This is a genomic window from Gemmatimonadota bacterium, assembly GCA_009838845.1.
In the GTDB taxonomy this organism is placed as follows: Bacteria; Latescibacterota; UBA2968; order UBA2968; family UBA2968; genus VXRD01.
The window spans coordinates 1-24253 of record VXRD01000007.1 but is presented as its reverse complement, the minus strand read 5'-3'; the positions used below and the strand labels follow the sequence as shown (position 1 = coordinate 24253).

Sequence of the window (24253 nt, the reverse complement as noted above, 5' to 3'; positions counted from 1 at the left end):
TTTCAAAAACGCTTTTGTCCAATTCGAGTTCCCGTTTTTTCTCTCTACACAGTGCGATCAGATTGGACGGTGTATATTAAAAAAACGTCCTATTTTCGTCAAGATTTCCGTGTACTTGAGAAGCAAATACGGTATGCCCATCAGTGCTAAACCACCGTATTCCACCCATTGGACCCATGCGGCTTCTTCCCATACACCACGGGTCTGATACTGGATCAAAATGTGGTAGGATAAGACCACCAGAAGTGAGAAAGCGATCCAGGGCGGATGCCGAAAAAAAACGAGAAATGGAATTAACCACACGACATACCACGGATGAAGAGTAGGGGTCAGCAGAACAAAGGCCGCCGCAGTCAGATATGCGCAGCGCAACAGGGGAATTCTCTTCCAGATCAGAAACAGAACAACACTTAAAAAGAGCAAGCCAATAATGCCACGCGCTATCTGCCCATTGCCGCAAAGTAGAATGAGTACATCGAATATCGCGCTATTAAACGACCAGTGTTGTGCATAAGTGCCCAGGCTACCAAAGACAGATGCGCCGGCCCAGGCATAGGGCAGATATCCCAGGAGTATGACACAGGGGACCATGAGCAGTGCCGACCAATTGGTTGGCAGCCACCCTTTCCAGCGCACAAAATACGGCAAAAAAACAAGGGGAAAGAATTTCACCAAAACAGCCCCGCCCAGCGCACTTAGCGCTATGCGATCTCGTCCTTTGAAGAACAAGTACAATGCGGCTAACAAAGCGACGATGCCCAGTGATTCAATATGTCCATTTCCAGCGATTTCCACCACGATCAGCGGATGCCAGAAGTAAATCAAAACCCATTGAGGCCGCTGCTCAAAATGCCTGAGCAAACAGACTATAAGCCATCCCGCAATCAGGTCGGCACACACGAGTAGCATCTTAATGCCCAGTATGCCACTCGAAATCCCATATCCTACCCAGAATGCCATTTGGGCAATGGGCGGATAAATGGTGGGCAATTCGGGGTGGTTAATTTTGGAAAAAATGAGCGCGTCTCGTACATGCACCAGTTCTTGTGCTGCAGGTGCAAACCGGTAGGGGTTGACGCCCGCCCACTGTACGCGTCCATCCCACACATAGCGATAAATGTCATCGGATAGCGCGGGAATAGAAAACAAAAGGCTAAGCCGAAAAACAACGGAAACGAGCACAATAGCGGTCAATGGCACATATTTACAATGCCAGATGGCAATGAGATAGGCCACAGATGCAATGCCAAAAAGCATAAAAAAAACCGGCACATGCTTGCCCAATGCCGGCATTGCAGCAAAACTGCTCGTCATGACCAACCCCATCAAAAGGGGCACGATCCACCGCTGCATAAGTATCTCTTAGCGCAATATGTCCATTACAACTGATCTTGCTCAATATGTCGCCGATGCGTGTTAATTTGCAAAACGATTTTGCCTTGCTTAAATACGCGAACTGTTCCTGTTGACTCAGAAATAGCCAGGGCGATGGCTCGGGTAGTTTTGGTAATCGCCGCCGCCGCCACATGCCGTGCGCCCAACCCCTTGGGCAAAGTGAGACCGCGCACACTCGCTGAAATATAGCGTCCTCCAGATATAATAACCCCATCTTCCCGAATAATAAATGCGCCATCCATCAGCGATACTTCTTTGACACCTTCGTGAACATCGGGATTACAGATATTTTTTTCTTTATCGGAATATCCGCGAAAAGGATCAAATGTCATGGATCGCGAATGGTGCAAAACCCGTTTGGAATCGCCAATGACAAATAAGGTGCCGACCAATTCGCCTTCGCGACCTTCCTTACCAATATTGATGGCAAGATCGAGCGTGGTTTTGACAACTTTGAGCGGTAAATTGCCCGCTATGGCTGCAATTTTTGCCGGGTCGTATATATCAAACCCAATACTGGTATCCATCACCGTTATCGCATCTACGCCCCGAGAGACCAGCATGCTACTCAGGCATACCAATCGCGCATCTCGGCGAATATATCCACTCTCCAGGCCCCTGATAATGCATTGTCGCAATTGTTCGAAGGGAGTGCCATCACTTCTGCGATAATCATAAGTTAAACGCTGCACACCCTTTTCTTCCACACCACTCAAAAAGTGTTTTTTTTCCGTAACAATCAGGACCTGACAGGTGGCGTTTAGCCTGTGAACATCATCTTGGCTCACGCCGGAATTAGCCACGAGCAGGATCATATCAGCGCAGGTTTCCCGTGCCAAATTTTTGGCGGTACTCAGCAAGGACTGCGTGTGATTTTCGTTTGATTTAGCCATAAAATGTTTTTATGAGAAGGTCATGCTGGCCCTGTGAACACGCCCCAAAACTACCATTTAACTACCGCCGGGACGAGAAGCGCCGCCGTCGACCATAAGTCACATTTTCTTCTTGAGATACGTTGTGCGACGTTATGACCCCTCCCCGTTCTAAATCCAAAAATTCCCCGGGAATATGTTTGGTCAATATGGTTGGACCACAATCGTAGAAATGCACGCCAGCCTGATGGGCGCGTATTGCTGCAATGCGTATGACTGCCCCTCGGCGTCCGGGCCTGGCACTTAACCGCGCGGCGACATCGGCATCAAATGACAAATGTACATAATCGCGATCATCAGGCACCAGGCCTTCAGACAACAATCGCTCAACATCGGCAGAATCCACGCCCTTGTATAAAAATTCGGGTGGTTCTGATGGATCGAGACCCAGGTCGATGGAAAAACTGTGCCCATAACGCGCGCGAATGCGATTTTCCACAATCTCGAAACGTTGCTTTTCTCCATCATAAACCACTTTTTCAATATCTTCAAGAGTAAATGTCGAATTTCGGTCTTGAAATGCACGTAAAACCTCGTCGAGGTCGGCAAAACCATAGCGGTCAACTTGCAGTCCAAACTCATCGGGCCTGTGTCGCAACATCAATGATAACAATTTGGAAATGTGTACAATTCTCGGTGCCATGCGCTTTCTCCGTAAAAATAATCTCTATGAAAACACCACATCTTGCGCGGCATCCACATCCTGAACGCCAATCAACGACAGGCCATCGGGAATGCGCGCCCCACTCAAATTTGCTTTGGCGGCAATACACCGCGTGAAGCCCAGTTTGCGCGCTTCGGTCATTCTGCGTTCAATTTGACCAACCGCACGCACTTCTCCGCCCAACCCAACTTCGCCAATTACAACCGTATCGCGGGACATCTGTCTGCTGCGAAAGCTCGACGCCATAGCCATAGCTACACCCAGATCGACAGCGGGTTCGTCAATGCGCAAGCCTCCTGCGACATTTAAAAAAATATCCTCAGTACCCAATTGCAGGCCTGACCGTTTTTCGAGCACGGCAATTAAAATCGCCATCCGCCGCGCATCAAATCCCGTGGCCACGCGCTGCGGGTACCCGAAATTACTGCGACTGACCAGTGCTTGTACTTCGACCAAAATGGGACGTGTACCTTCAATTGTGCAAACAATGGCTGTGCCTTCTCGGTCGGCCTCGCGCTCGGGCAAGAATACCTGTGAGGGATTATCCACTGCGACCATCCCCCGATCGCACATTTCAAAAATGCCAATTTCATTTGTCGAGCCAAACCGGTTCTTGGCAGCCCGCAAAATGCGAAATGCACCGTGTTGTTCGCCCTCCAGGTAAAGTACGGTATCGACGATGTGTTCGAGCACGCGCGGTCCTGCAACCGTGCCTTCTTTGGTGACATGCCCGATTAAAAAAATCGATGTGCCCGTGCGTTTGCCCAGTGCCACCAGTTTGGCAGAAGATTCTCTGACTTGTGCCACACTTCCCGGCGCGCTTTGTAGATCTGGGCTAAAAATGGTCTGCACCGAATCGACCACAACCGCAATGGGCTGCATTTCTTCGATGTAGCCGCAAATTAGATCGAGATTGGATTCAGAAATCAAGTACAATTCATCGGATAACGCGCCGATTCTGTGGGCGCGCATTCGCGTTTGGCGAGGAGACTCTTCTGCGGATACGTACAGCGTCTTCATACCCGAAAACGCGAGTTGTGCAACGCCTTGCAAGAGCAATGTGGATTTGCCAATGCCGGGATCGCCCCCGACAAGCGCAGCCATGCCGGGCACTATGCCGCCACCCAATGTGCGGTCAAATTCGCCGATAGCTGTCTCAATGCGGTCTTCTCTACCGCCCATCACTTCCGTAATCGGCTGCGGCGGATTTGCTTTGATCCATTCGTCCGCGCGTCTGTTTTGTTTTACATCGGGCGATGCCTGTTCTTCGACACAGGTGTTCCATTCACCACAGGATACACACCGACCAAACCACTGTCCCGAATCAGCACCGCATTGCTGACATACATACCGCACGCGCATTTTGCCCATGGGCTATATTCCTCAGGGAAATTCGCGATAGATTTCGGGTTCTTCAAAGCGAAGATATTCTGCCTGAAAGATCAAAAAAACGCTGCCAATCGGCCCGCTGCGCTGCTTGCCCAATATGATCTCGGCTCTGCCTTCTTGCGTATTGCCCTCTTCATCTACAATGCCATATACTTCGGGGCGAAAGAGAAACATCACCACATCCGCGTCCTGTTCCAGCGAGCCGCTCTCGCGCAAATCGGCCAATTGCGGTCGTTTATCCGTGCGACTTTCCACAGCCCGCGACAATTGCGCGCAGGCAACGATCGGAATATCGAGTTCTTTGGCGAGGGCTTTCAGGGACCGCGAGATATAGGCGATTTCCTGTTCGCGGCTGCCAAAATTTTCAGATGAGGTCATCAGTTGTAGATAATCGACAATGATTAACTCAATATTGTATTCGGATTTTGCACGGCGCGCTTTGGCTCGCAGTTCCATGACAGAAATAGCAGGTGTGTCATCGATGTATATGGGGGCTTCAATGAGCTTTCCCGTCCACTCGGATAATCGTTGCCATTCCTCTTCTGATAGCCTGCCCGTTCGCAAACGGTGCGAACTCACGCGTGCTTCTGCACACAAAAGTCGCTGTGCGAGTTGCTCTGTTGACATTTCCAGAGAAAAATACAGCACGGGTGTACTGCCCTTCACGGCGGCATTGCGCGCCATGCACAATGTGAGTGCTGTCTTGCCCATCGATGGACGCGACGCGAGGATGATCATGTCCGAGGACTGCAAGCCCGCTGTGATCTCATCCAGGTCCGTATAGCCCGTGGTCACGCCTGTCAGCGCGCCGGGCTGTTCGTGCGCGCGTTCAATCGCTACATAAGCCTCTTCAATGGCCGATGAAAGGGGCATGACGCCTTTGCCCAATTCGCCTTCGGCAATTTGAAAGACCCGTTGCTCTGCGCGGTCGATGAGTTCGCGCACATCCTCGGTTTCTTCATAGCTTTCGGTAAGCGTTTGAGTCGCCGCGTCAATCAACCGCCGCCTCTGCGCCTTTTCCAAAACGATCTGTGCGTGGTATTCGGCATTGGCTGCCGTCGCCATTTCACTGGCTAACTCAGCAATGAAAACCACGCCGCCGACATCGTCGAGTTGTCCTCGTCGCACGAGTTCTGCGGTCAGTGTGACTTGATCGACGGGATCACCACGCTCAGACACAGATTGAATTGCCGCATAGACTTTTCGATGTGGCGTATGGTAAAAAGCCGTTTCATCCCCCAATACTTCCACTACGCGATTGATTGCCATATTGTCAATTAACATGGCGCCCAGTACAGCGCGTTCGACTTCGAGGGCCTGGGGTAGCGCGCGTTCAGCCGTGTTCAATGTTGGATTTTGGGAGGCCATCAGATTTTGGTTCCATCGTAAAGTTTGCGAACGAGTTTCAAGTCTTCCCAGGCAGGGCGCTTCCAGTGTGCATTTCGCAGCAGGGCAGCAGGGTGATATGTGGGGACTAATTTCGCGCCCTGGTATTCAAAAATTTTTCCCCGCAAACGCCCCATAGACTCGGTAGTTTGCAACAGGGTTTGCACGGCAAAACGTCCCAAAGTACAGATTACAACCGGTGCAATCAGGTCAATTTGTTGTAGTAGATAAGGCTGACAGGCAGCAATTTCATCGGGTTTGGGGTCCCGGTTATTGGGGGGCCTGCATTTGATGATGTTGGCGATATAGACATCTTCGCGTGTCAAACCCATGGCTTCGATCATTCGCGTCAGCAATTGTCCGGCAGCCCCTACAAAAGGCAGACCTTGCCGGTCTTCTTCTGCACCGGGTGCTTCACCGATAAACATGAGGTCTGCATTAGTTTTCCCGCTTCCAAACACGACTGAGGTGCGCGTTTGTGCCAACCCGCATTTTTGACAGTTGCAAGCCTCTTGATCCAAAATAGTCAGGGGATCAGTGTCCGATTCTCGATCATCCATCCGCGCAATCGAGGCAGGTGCATAAGCGATTTCCCGCGATAGAAAATCGCGTGCAAGCGCGAGGGTTTCCAACAGATCGGAGGATTCATCCATGCCCGCTCTCCCAACGCGACACCAGCCAATCCAAAATGTGGTCTGCCACATCGCGTTTGGACATTAGAGGCAATGCGACAGGTTCTCGATGGGGTTCGATAAAAGTCACGACATTGGTATCGACGCCAAACCCCGCACCTTCCACATTCAATTCGTTCAGCACAATCAGGTCAAGGTTTTTCTCGTGGAGTTTTTTGTGGGCATTTTCCAGCGCGTGATCGGTTTCCATCGCAAACCCGATTACGACTCGCTCTCCCTTGTTTTGTCCCAGAGGAATTAAAAAATCTTCGTTGGGCAGAAGGTGAAGCGAAAGACCGCCATCGCGTTTTTTGATTTTTGATTTGGACACGTGTTCGGGGCGAAAATCGAGCACCGCTGCGGTCATAATTAGCGCGTCGGCATGCTGATATGCGCGGACGGTCGCTGCTTTTAAGTCGGCAACTGTGCGGATAGATTCGATTTGTACACCGGCGGGGACGGTGAGTTCTGTCGGTCCGCTGATCAACGCGACATCAGCCCCTCGGCGTCGCGCTTGTTCGGCAATGGCGTAGCCCATTTTACCCGTTGAGCGATTGGTGATAAAGCGCACGGGATCAAGGGGTTGTTCGGTTCTGCCCGCTGTCACTACAATGCGCTTGCCGGCAAGCGATTGCGTCGCGCCCATCATACTACTGGCCTCATCCACAATCTCAGGGGGTTCGGCCATGCGCCCCATTCCCTCGGCACCCGAGGCGAGCGCTCCCGCTCCCGGCCCAACCATCCGATAGCCGTCTTTTTTTAAGAACTCGACATTTTGCCGCACAGCACCGCGTTCCCACATTTGGGTTTCCATTGCCGGGGCGAGTAGAACAGGTGCTTCTGCAGCCAACAACGCACAGGTCAAAAGGTCGTCGGCTAATCCATGGGCCAATTTCCCCATGCAATTTGCAGTTGCTGGCGCAACAATGATTAGATCGGCCCATTTGCCCAAATGTACGTGGATAACATCGGGGTCGCCGTCCGAAGGAAACAAATCCGTATAGACGCGATGGTGCGAGAGTGCTTCAAAAGTGAGGGGCTGCACAAACTTCTGTGCAGCAGGTGTCATGACCACCCGAACCTCTGCGCCTGCATTCTGAAGAAGGCGCAATAAGAATACGCTTTTATAGGCGGCAATTCCACCGCTAACGCCCAGAAGAATCCTCTTTCCCGTCAGCATAGGTCACCTGAATTTTCTTTTCTACAATTCGGTCCAGTGCAATGGTTGTTATTTTTTCTTCGCCTTCGGGCACACCTGCAACCAGCCGGGCTTTATTCAACCGGCGAGCTTCTTTTGATGCCAGCAATACGGCTTTATAGGTATTCATGTCCTCTTCAACCGTTAATTCCTCAGTGAAAAATACATTCGACATAACGCACTCCTTGTTAGAAATGGACTTTCGCATTGCGATAACGGGCCGGAGATGGGCCGGGAGCATAGTTTTAGAGACTCAAGCGACGCAAACATATCCGCCGTGTGCGCTGGCGCTCTGCGCGAATAATAGCGAGCAAATCGGCGATAGCCTGTTCCAATTCGTCATTTACGACGACGTAATCGCTGTTTTTTGCGTGAACGAGTTCAGAAACGGCATTTTCCATACGCAATCGAAAGTCCGAAGCACTTTCAGACTGCCGTGCATTGAGGCGCTTCGCAAGCACATCGAGAGATGGCGGCACGACAAATACGGTCACGCAGCGATCTCCCAAGACTTTTTTCCACGCGGCCACGCCTTGCACATCTACATCCATCAACATCACATGTCCACCGCACAGAGCTTCTGCAACCGCGTCGAATGTCGCGCCGTAAAGATGTCCATGTACTTCGGCAGATTCGATAAAATCGCCTCGCGTTTGCATGGATTCAAATTGTGCAACTGTCACAAAATGACGGGCAACACCCTGTATTTCGTCATCGCGTGGTGGTCGCGTCGTTGTCGTCACACAGCGCCGGACGCTTGAATCTGCACGCAAAACCTCCTGGCACATCGACGTTTTTCCAACTCCCGATGGCCCGGCGACGACCACGGCAAATGCGGCGGGATTATTGCTCAACTTTTGCCGAATCCGTTCAATATCAGTTTCTTCTGATTTAATCATCCGCGATTTTTACTCAATGTTTTGAACCTGTTCTTTGAGTTTTTCAATTTCTTCTTTGATATCCACGACCACATGGGCTATCGTCGCATCACCCGCTTTGGATCCCATAGTATTGGCTTCCCTGAGCATTTCTTGCAGCAAAAAATTGAGACGCCGACCAACCGCTTCACTGCGATCGAGCATCCCGAGAAACTGCGCGTTGTGACTGTGAAAACGCACACATTCTTCTGTTATGTCGCTGCGGTCAGCTAAGAGAGCAATTTCCATTAACAACCTGCTCTCATCAATTTGTTCAGGTGTTAATAATTGCGCCAATTTTTCCTCTAACCGCGTTCGAACAGTTTCTACACGCTCGGGTGCGAGTGCTTCGACGCGCTGGAGAAATTCGTCGAGTACTGAAATGCGCGTGCGGAGATCACGGGCGAGTTTTTCACCTTCTGCCAGGCACATGGCCCGACAGGCGTCAATGGCTTGACAGAGTGCAACAGATACCACTTTCCAGAGGGCTTCAGAATCGAGTTCGGGAACTTCAAATGTGAATAATTGAGGCAATTGGGCAATTTGCATCAAATCGATATCGCCCGATATATCCGCGCGAATTTCCTCAATCCCCTTGAGATATGCGGCTAGCACTTCGGGCTTGAGTACGGGAAGACCTTGCTCTGATGCAGCATCCTGCAAGGTGATACTTACATCGAGACGCCCTCTCGTAAAGACCGATAAAACGCGTTCTTTGATGCGAGACTCAAGTTCAGACAAAGAACGGGGCATGCGTACCATCACATCGCCATAGCGTCCATTGACCGACCGCATTTCAACAATAACGCGGCCCACTTCCCCTTCTGCAACCCCCTTTCCAAAACCGGTCATGCTGGCGATCATACCCGCTCCCACCTGCTGGCAAATGTAGTAAAAATGTTTGGAATAATAGCCAAAAAAGATAGTCAATTTACATATTATTGTCAATCAAACTGGATAGAACTACGGATTTGAGGTTGTCAATCGCATTTTCTCACATCTCGCAATTGGGGTTATCAGGTGGTGCGTTTATAGAATCAGGTCTTAGATTGACTTGAACAGGGCAAGGCGGTATATTCTCATGCTTTATAGCTTTCATTGCGCTACTGAGACAGTCAGACGCGCTTTTCATATACGGCTTCCCGAACTTTTTAGAACACAAAAACATGAATCTCCAGAATATTCGAAATTTTTCCATTATCGCGCATATTGATCACGGTAAATCGACTCTGGCCGACCGGTTGCTCGAACAGACGCAAACTCTGAGCAAATTTCAGATGCAAGATCAGGTGCTCGATAGCATGGACCTCGAACGCGAGCGGGGTATTACCATCAAGTCGCACGCCATTCGCATGGATTATACGGCGCCAGATGGTCAGATCTACGAACTCAATCTCATCGATACGCCGGGTCATGTCGATTTCTCTTATGAGGTCTCGCGCAGCCTTACCGCGTGTGAAGGGGCGTTGCTCCTCGTTGACGCGGCGCAGGGAGTTGAAGCCCAAACCGTTAGCAATGTCCTCCTCGCCATGGAGCACGACCTGTTCATCATTCCCGTGATTAACAAAATTGACCTGCCCGGTGCCGAGGTCGATCGCGTAGTGATGCAACTTCACGATTTGCTCGGTGTCGAAGAAGAAGAAATTGTCAAAATCAGTGCTAAAGAGGGCATTGGGATCGATAAACTCTTGGCTGCCATCATTGATGAGATACCGCCCCCTGAAGGGAATCCGGATGCACCGCTTAAGGCTCTCATTTTCGATTCCATCTTCGATCAATATCGAGGTGTCGTGGCTTATGTGCGCGTTTTTGATGGTGTTTTGAAAAAAAACATGCCCATTCGTCTCTTTTCAACCCACCAAAATTACGACGCCGAAGAAATTGGCACTCTCAAACTCAAACGCATCAAACAACAAAACCTCAGTGCGGGCGAAGTCGGATATCTCATCGCGGGTATCAAAGATCTTGAAGACGCTCGGGTTGGCGATACCGTTACCGGCTCTGCTAATCCCGCCCCTCATCCCTTGCCCGGCTACCAGGAAGTCAAACCCATGGTCTTTGCCGGACTTTATCCCGTATCATCAGATGACTTTGAAAACCTTCGCTCTGCGCTCGAAAAACTGCACCTTAACGATGCGTCATTGTCCTACGAACCCGAAACTTCTACAGCACTCGGTTTCGGGTTCCGATGTGGCTTTCTGGGCCTGCTTCACATGGAAATTGTCCAGGAGCGACTGGACCGCGAATTTGACATAGACATCATCACGACTGTGCCCAATGTCGAATATCGCGTGCGTCTGACCAGTGGCGAGCAAATCGATGTGCAAAATCCCGCTGAGATGCCACCTGCGGGAAATATAGAAGATATTGCCGAACCCATACTCGATGCTCAAATTTTGGTGCCCTCTGAATATGTGGGCAATATTATGCGTATTGCACAAGATCGTCGGGGTCATTATCGGACGACCGAATACATCGATCCCACCCGTGCCCTCTTGCGCTATGATCTGCCGTTATCCGAAATTGTTCTCGATTTCTACGACCGCCTCAAATCGGTCTCGCGCGGTTATGCATCGTTTGACTACGAATACAAAAAACACCAGGCAGCGGATCTGGTCAAACTCGAGCTGCTCATCAATGGCGAACCCTTAGACGCACTCTCTGCAATTGTTCACCGCGATAAAGCCTATGAATGGGGGCGCGCATTGAGTCAAAAACTCAAAGCACTGATCCCGCGCCAGCTCTTTGAAGTCGTTATTCAAGCGGCAATCGGTGCCAAAGTGATCTCGCGCGAAACCGTGCGTCCCTTCCGCAAGAATGTTACTGCCAAATGTTATGGCGGCGATATTACCCGCAAGCGCAAACTCCTCGAGCGTCAAAAGGAGGGCAAAAAGCGCATGAAACAAGTCGGAGCAGTAGAAATTCCTCAAGAGGCGTTTCTCGCTGTTTTGCAGATGGAAGTGTGAGGAAAATGCCCAAAAAAAAATCCGTGACTATCGAATATATCAAAGCCATCTTACTCGCGTTTGCACTCGCGCTTTTTATTCGCATATTTATCGTGCAGGCATTTCGCATTCCTTCGGGATCGATGGAAAACACTTTGCTGGTCGGGGATTTTTTGCTGGCGAACAAATTTATTTATGGCGCTCGCATTCCCCTTATCGATATTCGCCTGCCAGCGTGGCGCTCGCCAGATCCCGGCGATATTGTCATTTTTCAGTATCCCAGAGATCCGTCCCGCGATTTTATCAAACGCATTGTTGCAGGTCCCGGGCAGAAAGTTGAAATCAAAGATAAAATCCTTTATGTTGACGACAAGCGCGCGACTGATCCGTCCAAATCCAAATATATCGATTCTGTTATTCTCAAACGGAGGTCGGTAGCCAATACGCGGGATAACTACGGACCTAAGATCGTGCCCGAAGACTGTTATTTTGTGATGGGCGATAACCGCGACAGCAGCGAAGACAGTCGATACTGGGGCTTTCTCAAGCGCGATCTCATTCGGAGGAAAGCATTTGTTCTTTACTGGTCCTGGGCACCAGATGATCGCGTTCCCGCATATAGCAATATAACTTCTCTGCTCAGTATTGCGTTCTATAATCTGTTCCATTTCCCAGAACGCGTGCGCTGGCAGCGCATTGGCATGCTCGTGGAGTGAAACGTCATGCACCTCGGCCTTTATATTCATATCCCATTTTGTCACTCGCGTTGTCCGTATTGCGATTTTGCATTTGTTGTGGGCAAAAACCACATGGCGAAACGCTATACGGATGCGGTGATTGTCGAGATGCAAAATCGCATGCAAACCCTCAGAACGCCGCCCGTGTTCAATACGCTATACTTTGGAGGAGGCACGCCTTCGGCAATACCGCCTGGACAGTTGAATCGGATCACGACAAATGCGAAAAGCGCGGTCGCTCCCGATGCAGAGATTACGGCAGAGGCCAATCCAAATGATCGCAAGCACTTTGAAAAATTATATGAACACGGCATCAACCGCTTGAGTCTGGGTGTGCAGGCATTTACAGATCGCGCACTCAAAGCACTCGGTCGATTTCACACGGCATCAGATGCGATAGTTGCGTTTCAAGCCGCCCGTGATGTGGGGTTTAAGAACATAAGTGTCGATCTTATGTACGGCGCGCCGGGGCAGACGCCTGAAGAATGGGCAACGAGTATTCAGAGGGCCATTGAGTTGTGTCCCGAACATATCTCGGTGTATGGACTCACGATTGAACCCCAGACTAATTTTGCGCGCCGCTTTCAAAAGGGGAAATTGGATGTGCCGCCTGAGACCGATCAGGCCGAGATGTATATATATGCTATTGACCAACTCGAAGCTGCCGGGTACACACATTACGAAATTTCCAATTTTGCCCAACCGGGATTTGCGTCGCGCCACAATCTCAACTACTGGCATGATCGCCCCTATCTGGGCGTTGGTTTATCTGCACATTCATATCTCGACAATCGCCGATCCTGGAATGTGCGCGGTATCACAACTTATATACAGCGCATTGAGGCAACCGGATATGCATTGGAAAGAGAAGAACAACTCACACCGACACAGCACATCATGGAACGCGTTATGCTTGGATTGCGCCAACGCAGGGGGCTTTGCGCAGATTTTTTGAGTCATCCAAAAATCCACAAACAGTACATCGCGATGGCAAATCAGCACTTGCTGGAACAAATTGATAACCGCATCCGCCTGACGCGACAGGGTCTCCTGTTCGCCGATCTGGTATGCACCGAACTCGTTAGAGAACTATAGATGGAATTTCGCATCCGCCTGCCCGGTTCCACTGCCAATCTCGGTCCCGGTTATGATGCACTGGGTATGGCGCTGTCCATTTACAATCAGGTCGCGGTAAAAATCCGTTCTCAACCGGGCGTGTCGTTTAGCATTGAGGGTGAAGGTACGGATATTTTGCCTGCCGATGAGGAGAATCTCTTCTATCGCGCCGCGCAATTCACCGCCCAACGCGCGGGGAAAACACTGCCCGGGATCGATATCCACATGCACAACATTGTGCCCCTTGCCCGGGGATTGGGTAGCAGTTCAACGGCCATTGTTGGCGGTGTTGTTGCAGCCAATCACCTCTTATGCGAACCCTTTTCGCAGATGGAGATGCTCGATATTGCCACCGCTATTGAAGGCCATCCCGACAATGTCTCACCCTGCTTGCTCGGCGGCCTCACTGCTTCTACTATGGATGGCAACCGCGTTGCGTGCGTGCGCGCCCTGCCTCCGGAAGAATTGCGCGCCGTGGTCGCTATTCCCGAATTTGAACTCAAAACTCAAGACGCTCGCAATGTTTTGCCCAATACCATTTCCCACCGTGACGCTGTTTTCAGTACAAGCCGAGCCTGCATTGTTACGGCAGCGCTGATCACGGGAAATTTTGAGCATCTCGCCATCGGCATGCAAGACCGCTTGCATCATCCCTATCGGGCAAAACTCATTCCGGGCTTTGATCAGATACTCGCAGCAGCGGTCAAAGCAGGGGCATGGGGTGCTGCGCTTTCGGGTGCGGGACCGACCCTCGTCGCGCTTACTACCCAAAATGCCGACGCTATCGGACAGGCTATGATTGATATTTGGGCGGCAAAAAACGTCCAGGCGCGTTATAGCATCCTCGAAATTGATCCATCGGGAGCCACCATCACATGATTATCTCTATGGCATATCCGGGACGTTATATGCGTCTTTTTTATATTGTGCTCGTGAGTTTGCTCATTTTTGACTTTGCGTTTTACCCTTTTGCTGCACACGCGCAATCTCGTCGCACTGCACGTCAAACCGAGGAAAAATCCGAACGACCATCTCCCAGGCCCTTTACCACGTCTGTTCCCGAAGAAACAGAAAAAGAAGTTACACCACCGGTTGAAATCAAAAGCATTGGCAAAGCCGCCTATGACGCGGTTATTCGGTCAGGTCGCTATATTGTCGGACCGGGAGATGTTTTTGCCGTAGTTATAAATAGAAATGAAGAAATCGAAACCTTTGAAGTGCCCGTCGGCGCGAGCGGCAGTTTGCTTTTTCCGTCTGTTGGACCTGTTTCCGTTGCGTTTTTATCGCTTACAGAAGCCAACCAGGCTATCCAGACCGCTATAACTAAACGCTTTCATCAACTCGATATCTCCATCAGCCTCGCGCGCCTTCGCACATTTCCCATCAACGTAGTTGGCGAAGTACACATGCCAGGAGCCGTTGATGTTGAAGGTGTCGAACAGGCATCGCAACTCATCACCAAAGCCGGGGGCCTCATTGATGATTTTAACCGCAAAGGCTCCAGCCGCAATATCCAGATCATGCGTCTCGATGAAAATGGACAATGGCACAATACGGAACGCAGGATAGATCTCGAGCTATGGAACCGCACTGGTAAGGCACAGTACAACCCCTTCTTACTCGATGGAGAGCAAATTGTGGTGCCCGTTGCTCGCAGTGATTCCATCTATATCACAGGTGCAGTACAATACCCGGGTAGCTATGAATTTGCGCCCGGCGATCGCGTGTCCGATCTCATTGTTTTGGGGAATGGTTTGCGTGCCCATTCCCCTCCAAAGCGCGCCCATCTTTTGCGCTTGTCGGATGATGGTGAGTGGAGACCCATAGACATCGATCTTTCCCGTGTGCTTGCAGGTGATCCCGAGGCGAATCTCACTTTGCTGGCGGGTGATAAACTCTATGTTATTGGCGAAACAAAGTGGGTCTATGTCGAAGGCGAGGTAAAATTCCCCGGTTCTTTTCCTTTTAAAGAGGGGCTTCGCCTCAAAGAATTATTACAGCAGGCCGAACTCACACCCGAAGCATCCGTGGTTCAGGCGTCTCTTATTCGCAAGGTCAATTTCGAAGAACAGACCATCGAAGATGATCCCGCGCTCAACCGATTGCTCGGCATCCCCCGCTCACAGCGCACCGATGCCGAAGAAGCCCTCATTACCCTCAAAACCCAGCAGCTTTCCGGGCGTTTGCCCATTGATTTTGTAGCGCTCATGGCTGGCGACGAGCAGCACAATATCCTCCTGCAAGATGGCGATGTCGTTCGCATTCCGCGATTTGTCCCTTCTGTGCGCGTGACAGGTGCTGTGATCGCACCGGCGAATATTCCTTATGATGCGGCACTTACGGTTGGCGGTTATATTGACCTCGCTGGCGGTTTTAACACACGTGCAAAAGAAAAAGATATTATCATTGTTGAGGGCAATACGGGCAATGCTATAAACGCCACATCAGAATCAATCGTGCGTCCCGGCGATGCGATTGTGGTTCCCACGCGAGCAACCATGCCAGGGCAGGGCTATCGCATCACGCGAGAAGTCATTGCAATGCTCGGTTCTATCGCATCGCTGGTCTTCACCATCGTTTTGATCAACCGCGAACTCTGACAATAAATATGGAATCTGAACGCAATATCCTCGATCACATTTATGTTCTCGTGCGCTGGCGACGCATGATTCTCACCTGCTTTTTTGCCGTCACGCTGGTGACAGCGGGCATTTCTCTGATCTTGCCCAAAGCCTATCGCGCGTATGCCAGCGTTTATCCCCCACAAGATACCGGGAGTGGCTTAGGGGGACTATCTAATCTGTTGCAAGAACTGCCCCTCAATTTGATGGGACTGGGCGGTGAGGTCATATCCGCCACAGAATTTGTTCCGGTCGTTGAAAGCGAAAGCGTGCGCCTATCTGTTGCAGAGCGCTTTGATCTCGCCAGGCTTTATGGTGCCAGCCATCAAAGCGAATTGCTCGATATGATATCCAATCGTCTGCAAGTCGATCTCTCTCGCGAGCAATTTCTCACGATTTCCTACGAAGCCAATACTCCAGAACTGGCGGCAGAATTGACCAATGCTTTTGTTGAAGAACTCGAAAACGCGCTTGAACGACGCAATCAAGACAAAACGCGTGCCTATCTGGCTTATCTCACGGAGCGGCTCAAAGAAGCCGAACAGGACATGCTCAAAGCCGAGCGGCGCTATCGGGATTTTCAGAACGAGCACATGGTATTAGACGTAGAAACCCAGGGCAAAACGCAGTTGGAAATATCTGCCACGCTCATCGGTTCGCTGGCAGAACTGATTGTCAAGCGCGATTACCAATCAAAACTGATGACTGCAGACAATCCCGAACTGAAAAAGCTCGATATGGAAATCCAGACTACGCGCGAAGTGCTCGACAATTTGCTTATGGGCCAATTCCCCGATAGTTTGCGCAGCAGCGATTCGGGCGGACAATTGCCAGAAATTTTTAAGCCTTTTCGACAATTGCCTGAATTGGGCCTGACTGCGGTGGCATTCATCCGCGATGTTGAAATACAAAATGCCATCTATCAGTTTATCAAACAGGAATATGAAAAAACGCGATTTGAAGATGAAAAAGGTACACACACTATCACAGTCCTGGATTATGCCCGGCCTCCTGATACGCGCAGCTATCCGCGCCGCAGTCTCATGGTTGCTGTTGCGGGGGGACTTAGTCTGATATTGAGTTGCTTGTTTGCCTTTGTATTTGAAGCTCTGAGAAATCTGACTCCGGAGAATCGAGCCAAACTCGATGCCATATCAGAGGAATTGTGAGTAAGCGAGGTATGTCCATGTCTGAAAACCTGGATACAATTCTCACCACCACAGTTGGGTCTTATCCGCTGCCCGACTGGCTCGTGGCAGCACCGAGTGAAACCGCTGTTGTAGATGCCACGCGCGTTATCTTCGATACGCAGCGCCAGGCAGGGATTGATCTGCCTACCGATGGCGAACTCTACCGATTTGACATCAATCATCCCGAGACCAATGGCATGATCGAATATTTTGTGCGTCCTATGGGCGGTACGCGCGCCGATTTTGGGCGTACTGAGATCGAGACATTTCGGCAACGACAATCCATGGACTTTCGCGCCAAACCCGCTGCTGTTGTCGATGACGCGCTCTCAGAGGGGTCGCTTGACTTGTTATCCGACTGTTTGCGTGCAGCAACCGTCGCAGGTGGTTCCTTCAAATTTACGCTTACCAGCCCCTATATGCTTGCCCGCACCTTGCTCGATAACTACTACGGAGATTTTGAAGCCCTGCTCATGGGGGTGGCCGATGTGTTGGCCGATCAGGTGCGCGGTCTGCCATGCGCCTGTGTACAGGTCGATGAAGCCAATATTCCGGGTAATCCCGAGGACGGGCCTATCGCAGCGAAGGCGATTAATAGGGTGCTCGACGCGGTTGATCCCGATACTGAGAAAGCTGTTCACTTTTGTTTTGGAAATTACGGTGGGCAAACCATCCAACGCGGCACATGGCGCGCGCTTATTGATTTCCTCAACGATCTGCACACCGATCACCTCGTGCTCGAACTGGCCCATCGCCCGGATGATGATCTGGTTGCTCTGAAAGAAATTGATCCGCGCATCAAACTGGGCATCGGCGTGGTTGACATCAAAATCAATCACGTTGAAACCGCCGAACAGATTGCCCGGCGCCTCGATCACGCCGAAAAAGAACTCGGCCCGGGACGCATCGCATTTATTCATCCCGATTGCGGGTTCTGGATGCTCAAACGCTCGGTAGCAGATCAGAAAATCGCAGCCCTCGCGCAAGGCAGAGATCTTTATTTGGGAAGTGTGAAGTGAGAAGATCGGTAGTAGTATTCCGTCCTATAATTTTACCATGCGATATATTTATATATTTTTTTTTAGTTTTCTGATCTCGGAAGCGGGTGTTTTCGCCCAGACACGCGGTGCGATTGTCACCATTGCCGGTGGTGGTCTGGAAGATGGCGATAATGTGCTGGCAACGGATGTTGTGCTCAACCGTCCGCTGGGAATTGCGCTCGATACACGGGGAAATCTCTATATTGCGGATACGGATAATCACCGCATTCGACGGGTGGATGCGATAACGGGTATCATCACTACGGTCGCGGGTACTGGGGAGCCGGGATTTTCGGGCAATGGCGGGCCAGCGACAATGGCATTGCTCAATACTCCCAATGCCATTGCGGTCGATAGCGCGGGCAATATTTATATCAGTAGCGGTGGCGCGAGTGAAAGTGATGTTCACAATCGACGCATTCGGCGCATCGATGCTTTCGGTATCATCACTACGGTTGCGGGTACGGGCGAAGGTGGTTTCAATGATCAGGTGGTGCCCGCACTACAAGCCACGTTCCACGAAATTGTCGCACTGACGATGTTGGGCGATGTGGCTCTTTTAATCTCCGATAGCCTCGATGAGAATGGACAGGGCAACAACCGCGTGCGGCAATTTAATCTGGCGAATAATACCGTAGGCACAATCGCAGGCAATGGTAGTGCCCAGGCGTCGAATATTCAGGATGGGAGATTGGCAACTCGAGCGGGTTTAACCCCTGGGCAATTGGCTGTGACAGGTCTGGGCGATCTTTTGATTGCCGATTTTAACAATGGACGCATTCGGCGCGTCAGCAGGGCCATACAAGACACAACCGTCGTTGCCGTGATCAATACCGTAGCCGGACGGGGAGCAACCCCTGCGGAAGAACTGTCAGAAGATCTCTACAAGGGCGATGGTGGGCCAGCGACAGGTGCTTTATTTTTTTCTCCTTCGGGCGTTGCTGTCGATGAAGCTGGCAATATCTATATCGGCGATACGGGCAATAATCGCATTCGCGTGGTTGAAACGGAAACGGGCAATGTGTTGACTATCGTGGGAACGGGTGTTGCGGGCGAGGGGCCTGAAGGTACACTCGGTCTTCTGTCTGATCTGGGGCAGCCCACACATTTGCTGATTGATGGCGATGGGGACCTCATTTTTATCGATGCTTTCAACAATCGCATCCGGAAACTGCGCGATCCGGCGTTCCGAATGCCTCTTTTCAACGCCATCTCCACGGATGTCATCTTTGGTAGAGTTAGCGTTGGCGATCCGGCGGTGCGCCATTTGCGCGTTGAAAATCGAGGCAATTTGCCCGTTCGTATTGAAACAGCTATTTCCGATAACCCCGGGTTTCGCGTTTTGTCGGAATTGCCCTTCGAAGTTGGCATCGCACAAATCGCTGAACTTGAGATTATATTTGATCCTGTACGAACAGGCGTGGCAAGAGGTGTTATCACTATTACCACCAATGACTCGCGCATACCTTCTGCCACGGTCAATGTGCAGGGATGGGGAGATGCCGCCAATATCGGACTTTTTCCATCCGATGTTTTAATTTTTGATCGCACCTCTATTGGGCAATCTCAAACCTTGTCGGTACGCATTTCCAACCTCGGTGCTGGCGTGCTGGTGGTTCCCAATGCTACTACGACCGACTCGCAATTTGTTGTCGAACAAACCGATGTCCTCCGCATTGAATCCGGACAAAGCCAGCGACTTCCCATTATTTTCCGCCCGCAGTCCGAGGATCTCCAACAAGCCGTGTTGACCATTTTTAGCAATGCGCCAGGAACTCCTGCCGTTAGACTTCAATTACAGGGCATTGGGCAAAGTGCCCAGCCCGGCGGATTTGTCGATGTGTCACCCAACATGGGTTTGGGGGATACAGGTGCGGGATTTGGTGCGGCCTGGGCAGATTTTGACAACGATAATGATCCCGATTTCTATCTCGTACGCAGCAGAGAACCCAATCGCTTATATCGCAACGACGGTACGGGGTTCACAGATATCGCGCCAGCACTGGGTATTGGCGATTCCGGTGATGGCAGTGCGGGGATATGGGGGGATGTGGATGGCGATGGGGATCTCGATCTTTATGTCACCAACTTTGGCGAATCCAATCGCTTATATCGCAATGACGGTGCGGGATTCACAGATATTGCAACCATTTTTGGGGTTGACGACTCTGGAGATGGGTATGGCGCGGCCTGGGCAGATTATGACCGCGATGGGGATCTCGACCTCTATGTCGCTAATTTTGGCGCAAACCGCTTTTACCAGAACGATGGCAATGGTTTTTCCGAGCGTGCCGATAGTCTGGGCATAGGCGATATAGAGAGTGGGATTCAACCTGCCTGGGGCGATTTCGACAATGATGGGGATCCCGATTTGTTTTTGGCGAATAGCGGGCCCAACCGCCTTTTTCGAAATGATGGCGAGCAATTCACATCCGTAGAAAATGTTTTTAGCCCGGTTGATACCGGGCCGAGTTTTGGCGCGACGTGGGGCGATTTCGACAACGATGGAGACCTCGATCTGTTTATCCCCTATTTTGGTGCGGCTAATAGATTCTATATAAACGAAGACAATGGCGTGTTCAGAGATCGCGCGCCGGAAATGATGCTCGATCACGACGGACGAAGCAGAGGTGCGGTGTGGGGCGATTTTGACAATGATGGGGATCTCGATCTCTATGTGACCAATAGCGATCAGCCCAATTTGTACTACCAAAATGAGGACGGACTTTTTGTAGAGATGTCCGACTCTTTGGGCGTTGCTCTGAATGCCGACAGCCGCGGTGTTGCCCTTGCCGATTACGACAACGATGGTAAACTCGATTTGTATGTCGCAGTGCAGGATGGTCCCGATGCTCTTTTTCGCAATCGCGAAGCTGATGGCAATTGGTTCGCAATTCGGCTTCGCGGGACAGATAGCAGCACCGATGCGATTGGCACGCGCCTCAAAATTGAGTTCAAAGATGGGGATGGCAATAATCGCCAGGCCATTCGAGAAGTTACAGGAGGTGCTTCCTTTTTATCGCAGGACGCGCTCTTGCCCACATTTGGCGTGGGCAAAGCCGAAAAAATCGAAGTGCTCTCCCTGCGCTGGCCCAGTGGTATTGTGCAGCAATTTCGCAGTGATAGAGACAATTTATCGGTCAATCGCGTTATAGATATTACCGAACGACCGTCTTTGCCCCCTGCTCGCGTTCTTTTGTTTGCAGACGCGGCCAATTTGCTGGCCAATGGTATCTCCGAAATTGAACTCACCGCACAGATCGTCACGATAGACAACAGACCTTTGCCCACCAGCGACCAGGCGGTTATATTTCGCATTGAGAGCGGTAGTGGTCTCATCATTTCTTCTGAGAGGTCAGAACCCGCTGGCGGAGATTCTGTTGCGGTGCGCGATGGCGTGGCGTATGCGCGTTTTCGAGCAGGGCAAGATCAGGGGCGCGTTGTCATCGTTGCAGAAAGTGCTGGCCTGGAATCCGGGCGCGTTGAGATAGAACTCATCAAACCTTTCGCAGAGGATGCCCTGACTATGCGTACTATCGCTGGTTCGGGCGATGAGGGCGGTGGATTTCAAGGCGATGGCGGCGCAGCTATTGAGGCACGCCTTCAGCGGCCACAAGGCGTATTGGTCGATCCGTCGGGCAACATTTATATTGCGGATACAGAGAATCACCGCATTCGCTCCGTGAGTTTGGAAACAGGTATTATCCAGACCATTGCAGGGACAGGAGTAGCGGAAGATCTCGCTGCGCCTCGAGGTATGGTTCTTCAAGGCGATTTGTTGATCAGCCAGATGGGCAATCACGTTGTGAGCACGGTGCAAGATGAGATATTGTTCGCCTTTGCCGGAATCGGCATCGGTCAGTTTGGAGGCGATGGGGGGCGTGCTTTGGACGCCAATTTAAGAAGTCCCGCAGGGCTTGCCATTGACTCGCGTGGGAATGTCTATATCGCGGATACGGATAATCACCGCATTCGCAAAGTCGATGCCAATGGCATTATCACGACGGTTGTGGGTAGCGGCGACCCCGATCAGGGCGCATTTTTTGGCGATGGCGGGGTGGGCACACAGGCGCGCCTAAATCGCCCCAGTGCGATTGCCATTGACTCGCGTGGGAATATCTATATCGCCGATACGGATAATCACCGCATCCGCAAAGTCGATGCCCGCGGTGTTATTGCGACTATTGCGGGAATGGGACAGAACGGATTTGCAGGCGATGGCGGTGCGGGCACGCAGGCGCAACTCAATGCTCCACAGGGCATTGCCGTTGATGAACGGGGATATCTTTTTATTGCCGATACGAATAATCACCGCATTCGCTTGCTCGATTTGGACAGCGGTCTGATCCAGACTGTCGCGGGCACGGAAGTGGGGCAACTCGATTTCGAAGAAGGCGGCGCTCTCGCCATAAGTCTCAATGCCCCGCATGGCTTGGCTCTTAGTCCAACGGGCACCCTGTTAATTGCGGATGCGGCAAATCACAGAATACGAGAACTGTCTGTTCTATTTGATATGGCTTTTGCATTGCCTGCTGTTCCGCGGGAAAAAACCTTTGATTTCAATGCCGATGGTCGGATTGATTTCAATGATTTTCGGATCTTTGTCAACGCTTTTGACTCTGCGGATATGCGCTTTGATCTCAATGCCGATGGTCGGGTTGGTTTCGGCGATTTTCTGCACTTTGCCAGGGTTTATGAAGTGAGAAGTGTGAAGTGAGATGCCATGATCGCACTGCCAACTCTTCAAAATATCAATCAGGCTGCCGATATTATTAAAAACGGCGGCCTGATTGCCTATCCGACCGAGACTGTGTATGGTCTGGGGGCAGATCCCTATAATGCTGAGGCTATTCAGAAAATTTTCACTGCCAAAGGACGTGCGGAGGATAAGGGGATTATTCTCTTGATTCGCGGTGCAGATGATTTTTCAACGCTTGTCCGCACTGTATCTCCGACAGCTCAAATACTTATCGAGGCATTTTGGCCAGGACCGCTTACCCTTATTTTTCGCGCCAATCGCAATCTTTCTCCCGCCTTGCTCGGCGGACGCGATACGGTGGCTCTCCGCCATTCGAGTTCGCCCATTGCCACCCAATTGCTCACTGCACTTGGTGGTCCCCTCACGAGTACGAGTGCCAATCGTTCTACAGAGCCTCCGGCGCGTTCGGCTTATGAGGTGGAAAATGCGCTAGGCGAGCATCTGGATCTCATTCTCGACGGTGGGCCTTCCGGCAGTACTCTCCCTTCCACGCTTGTCGATGTTTCTACTGACCGCGCAATTCTCCTGCGCGAAGGTGCTATTCCTGCCCAAAAACTCAGGGCGCATATTCACCTCTAAGAAGCTGTTTTAAATTTAATGAAAGGGCGTCATGCTGAGCGGAGTGAAACGGAGCCGAAGCATCTGTTTCACCTGCGTCAGTAGTAGATTTTTCGACTCCGCTGCGCTAAAAATGACAGGCCCGTTATCTTGTGCAGATGTGTAACATCAGTGAAAAAAACGGAAACTGGGACAAATTTGCGGGGTTGACATCTTAAGAACAAACTATACTTTTCTGAGGACTTACTATCAGCAGGGCTTGCTTCTTATATTAAGATGGGAATTGTGATTGGCAACTCTCTGATAGATCCCGCCGCGAACAATAAAGGAGAATTCGCAGATGAAAAAGATCCTATTATTCAACCTCATATTCTTACTGGTTCTATTTATACAGGACAGCCGCAGCGCAGGAACGCTGTCTGACGACGTGCTGAACCTGGAGGGTCATTATCGGACGTGGCATGTCCCCAATGGTGTAATCGCACGTCTGGGAAAAGGAACACTTGGGGGAATCGACAGGCCGATAGCATTCTCGCCAGATGGTCAATATCTCGCTGTGGCAAGTGACATCGGCATCTGGCTTTATGATGTGGCGACGTCTCGTGAGCGCGCGTTGATACCCACGACGAGTTCTATCAGATCGGTGTCATTTTCACCCGATGGGACGCTGTTGGCCTCCGGGTCAGATGATAACACAGTGAAGCTGTGGGATGTGAGCACGGGTCAGGAGAGAGC

The 24253-nt window shown here is 51.0% G+C and carries 20 protein-coding genes; 10 read left to right on the top strand and 10 right to left on the bottom strand.

Features of this window, described 5'->3' with window-relative positions; translation table 11 throughout:
- Positions 1 to 57 precede the first annotated feature (57 nt).
- The 10 genes from F4Y39_00880 to F4Y39_00835 form a co-directional block, all read right to left on the bottom strand.
- Entirely contained in the window at positions 58 to 1353 is a 1296-nt protein-coding gene (locus F4Y39_00880; GenBank protein MYC12257.1) for a hypothetical protein, read from the bottom strand.
- Positions 1354 to 1379: 26 nt separating this feature from the next.
- A complete protein-coding gene (locus F4Y39_00875) occupies positions 1380 to 2288 on the bottom strand; it encodes a hypothetical protein (protein ID MYC12256.1) in 909 nt (302 codons plus the stop codon).
- A 61-nt stretch (positions 2289 to 2349) separates the two neighbouring features.
- Entirely contained in the window at positions 2350 to 2970 is a 621-nt protein-coding gene (locus tag F4Y39_00870) for an RNA 2'-phosphotransferase (protein MYC12255.1), read from the bottom strand.
- A 24-nt stretch (positions 2971 to 2994) separates the two neighbouring features.
- Complete coding sequence (radA, locus tag F4Y39_00865; protein MYC12254.1) at positions 2995 to 4362, bottom strand: DNA repair protein RadA; 1368 nt, start codon at positions 4360 to 4362, stop codon at positions 2995 to 2997.
- 12 nt (positions 4363 to 4374) lie between these two features.
- Positions 4375 to 5748, bottom strand: a complete 1374-nt coding sequence (dnaB, locus tag F4Y39_00860) for a replicative DNA helicase (protein MYC12253.1) — start codon at positions 5746 to 5748, stop codon at positions 4375 to 4377.
- Positions 5748 to 6419 carry a uracil-DNA glycosylase gene (locus F4Y39_00855; GenBank protein MYC12252.1) on the bottom strand — a complete coding sequence of 224 codons (672 nt, stop codon included), beginning with the start codon at positions 6417 to 6419 and terminating at the stop codon, positions 5748 to 5750. Before F4Y39_00855 ends, dnaB begins: the two co-directional genes overlap by 1 nt.
- Positions 6412 to 7617: a bifunctional phosphopantothenoylcysteine decarboxylase/phosphopantothenate--cysteine ligase CoaBC gene (gene coaBC / locus F4Y39_00850; protein MYC12251.1), complete on the bottom strand. Its 1206-nt coding sequence runs from the start codon at positions 7615 to 7617 to the stop codon at positions 6412 to 6414. Before coaBC ends, F4Y39_00855 begins: the two co-directional genes overlap by 8 nt.
- Entirely contained in the window at positions 7583 to 7810 is a 228-nt protein-coding gene (locus F4Y39_00845) for a hypothetical protein (GenBank protein MYC12250.1), read from the bottom strand. The genes coaBC and F4Y39_00845 overlap by 35 nt, the downstream gene beginning before the upstream one ends.
- 70 nt (positions 7811 to 7880) lie before the next feature.
- Positions 7881 to 8534 carry a guanylate kinase gene (locus F4Y39_00840; protein ID MYC12249.1) on the bottom strand — a complete coding sequence of 218 codons (654 nt, stop codon included), beginning with the start codon at positions 8532 to 8534 and terminating at the stop codon, positions 7881 to 7883.
- A gap of 9 nt (positions 8535 to 8543) precedes the next feature.
- The gene (locus F4Y39_00835) at positions 8544 to 9416 is read right to left on the bottom strand and encodes a YicC family protein (protein ID MYC12248.1); all 873 of its coding nucleotides are present in this window, start codon (positions 9414 to 9416) and stop codon (positions 8544 to 8546) included.
- Between the two features lie 302 nt (positions 9417 to 9718).
- Here F4Y39_00835 and lepA point away from each other — a divergent pair, with 302 nt between their 5' ends.
- From lepA to F4Y39_00785, 10 genes are all read left to right on the top strand, one after another.
- Positions 9719 to 11518, top strand: coding sequence for an elongation factor 4 (gene lepA / locus F4Y39_00830; GenBank protein MYC12247.1), 1800 nt, complete (start codon positions 9719 to 9721; stop codon positions 11516 to 11518).
- A gap of 5 nt (positions 11519 to 11523) precedes the next feature.
- A complete protein-coding gene (gene lepB, locus F4Y39_00825; GenBank protein MYC12246.1) occupies positions 11524 to 12213 on the top strand; it encodes a signal peptidase I in 690 nt (229 codons plus the stop codon).
- A 6-nt stretch (positions 12214 to 12219) separates the two neighbouring features.
- Positions 12220 to 13329, top strand: a complete 1110-nt coding sequence (hemW, locus tag F4Y39_00820) for a radical SAM family heme chaperone HemW (protein ID MYC12245.1) — start codon at positions 12220 to 12222, stop codon at positions 13327 to 13329.
- Positions 13330 to 14229, top strand: coding sequence for a homoserine kinase (locus F4Y39_00815; protein ID MYC12244.1), 900 nt, complete (start codon positions 13330 to 13332; stop codon positions 14227 to 14229).
- The gene (locus F4Y39_00810; GenBank protein MYC12243.1) at positions 14226 to 15950 is read left to right on the top strand and encodes a hypothetical protein; all 1725 of its coding nucleotides are present in this window, start codon (positions 14226 to 14228) and stop codon (positions 15948 to 15950) included. Before F4Y39_00815 ends, F4Y39_00810 begins: the two co-directional genes overlap by 4 nt.
- Positions 15951 to 15958: 8 nt before the next feature.
- On the top strand, positions 15959 to 17140 hold the full coding sequence (locus tag F4Y39_00805) for a hypothetical protein (protein MYC12242.1): 1182 nt from the start codon (positions 15959 to 15961) through the stop codon (positions 17138 to 17140).
- 17 nt (positions 17141 to 17157) lie between these two features.
- Positions 17158 to 18180: a cobalamin-independent methionine synthase II family protein gene (locus F4Y39_00800; GenBank protein MYC12241.1), complete on the top strand. Its 1023-nt coding sequence runs from the start codon at positions 17158 to 17160 to the stop codon at positions 18178 to 18180.
- A gap of 37 nt (positions 18181 to 18217) precedes the next feature.
- The gene (locus tag F4Y39_00795) at positions 18218 to 22918 is read left to right on the top strand and encodes a choice-of-anchor D domain-containing protein (GenBank protein MYC12240.1); all 4701 of its coding nucleotides are present in this window, start codon (positions 18218 to 18220) and stop codon (positions 22916 to 22918) included.
- A gap of 6 nt (positions 22919 to 22924) precedes the next feature.
- Complete coding sequence (locus F4Y39_00790; protein ID MYC12239.1) at positions 22925 to 23539, top strand: threonylcarbamoyl-AMP synthase; 615 nt, start codon at positions 22925 to 22927, stop codon at positions 23537 to 23539.
- Between the two features lie 319 nt (positions 23540 to 23858).
- Positions 23859 to 24253: hypothetical protein (locus F4Y39_00785; protein ID MYC12238.1), on the top strand; the 395-nt coding region annotated here is incomplete at its 3' end.

What these genes read in the sequence shown, in the direction of transcription:
- F4Y39_00845 (MYC12250.1), bottom strand. Translation starts at nt 7,810, where the DNA reads ATGTCGAATGTATTTTTCACTGAGGAATTAACGGTTGAAGAGGACATG.
- lepA (MYC12247.1), top strand. Translation starts at nt 9,719, where the DNA reads ATGAATCTCCAGAATATTCGAAATTTTTCCATTATCGCGCATATTGAT.
- F4Y39_00810 (MYC12243.1), top strand. Translation starts at nt 14,226, where the DNA reads ATGATTATCTCTATGGCATATCCGGGACGTTATATGCGTCTTTTTTAT.
- F4Y39_00790 (MYC12239.1), top strand. Translation starts at nt 22,925, where the DNA reads ATGATCGCACTGCCAACTCTTCAAAATATCAATCAGGCTGCCGATATT.
- coaBC (MYC12251.1), bottom strand. Translation starts at nt 7,617, where the DNA reads ATGCTGACGGGAAAGAGGATTCTTCTGGGCGTTAGCGGTGGAATTGCC.
- dnaB (MYC12253.1), bottom strand. Translation starts at nt 5,748, where the DNA reads ATGGCCTCCCAAAATCCAACATTGAACACGGCTGAACGCGCGCTACCC.
- F4Y39_00840 (MYC12249.1), bottom strand. Translation starts at nt 8,534, where the DNA reads ATGATTAAATCAGAAGAAACTGATATTGAACGGATTCGGCAAAAGTTG.
- F4Y39_00835 (MYC12248.1), bottom strand. Translation starts at nt 9,416, where the DNA reads ATGATCGCCAGCATGACCGGTTTTGGAAAGGGGGTTGCAGAAGGGGAA.
- radA (MYC12254.1), bottom strand. Translation starts at nt 4,362, where the DNA reads ATGGGCAAAATGCGCGTGCGGTATGTATGTCAGCAATGCGGTGCTGAT.
- lepB (MYC12246.1), top strand. Translation starts at nt 11,524, where the DNA reads ATGCCCAAAAAAAAATCCGTGACTATCGAATATATCAAAGCCATCTTA.
- F4Y39_00800 (MYC12241.1), top strand. Translation starts at nt 17,158, where the DNA reads ATGTCTGAAAACCTGGATACAATTCTCACCACCACAGTTGGGTCTTAT.
- F4Y39_00815 (MYC12244.1), top strand. Translation starts at nt 13,330, where the DNA reads ATGGAATTTCGCATCCGCCTGCCCGGTTCCACTGCCAATCTCGGTCCC.
- F4Y39_00795 (MYC12240.1), top strand. Translation starts at nt 18,218, where the DNA reads ATGCGATATATTTATATATTTTTTTTTAGTTTTCTGATCTCGGAAGCG.
- F4Y39_00875 (MYC12256.1), bottom strand. Translation starts at nt 2,288, where the DNA reads ATGGCTAAATCAAACGAAAATCACACGCAGTCCTTGCTGAGTACCGCC.
- F4Y39_00855 (MYC12252.1), bottom strand. Translation starts at nt 6,419, where the DNA reads ATGGATGAATCCTCCGATCTGTTGGAAACCCTCGCGCTTGCACGCGAT.
- F4Y39_00870 (MYC12255.1), bottom strand. Translation starts at nt 2,970, where the DNA reads ATGGCACCGAGAATTGTACACATTTCCAAATTGTTATCATTGATGTTG.
- F4Y39_00805 (MYC12242.1), top strand. Translation starts at nt 15,959, where the DNA reads ATGGAATCTGAACGCAATATCCTCGATCACATTTATGTTCTCGTGCGC.
- hemW (MYC12245.1), top strand. Translation starts at nt 12,220, where the DNA reads ATGCACCTCGGCCTTTATATTCATATCCCATTTTGTCACTCGCGTTGT.
- F4Y39_00880 (MYC12257.1), bottom strand. Translation starts at nt 1,353, where the DNA reads ATGCAGCGGTGGATCGTGCCCCTTTTGATGGGGTTGGTCATGACGAGC.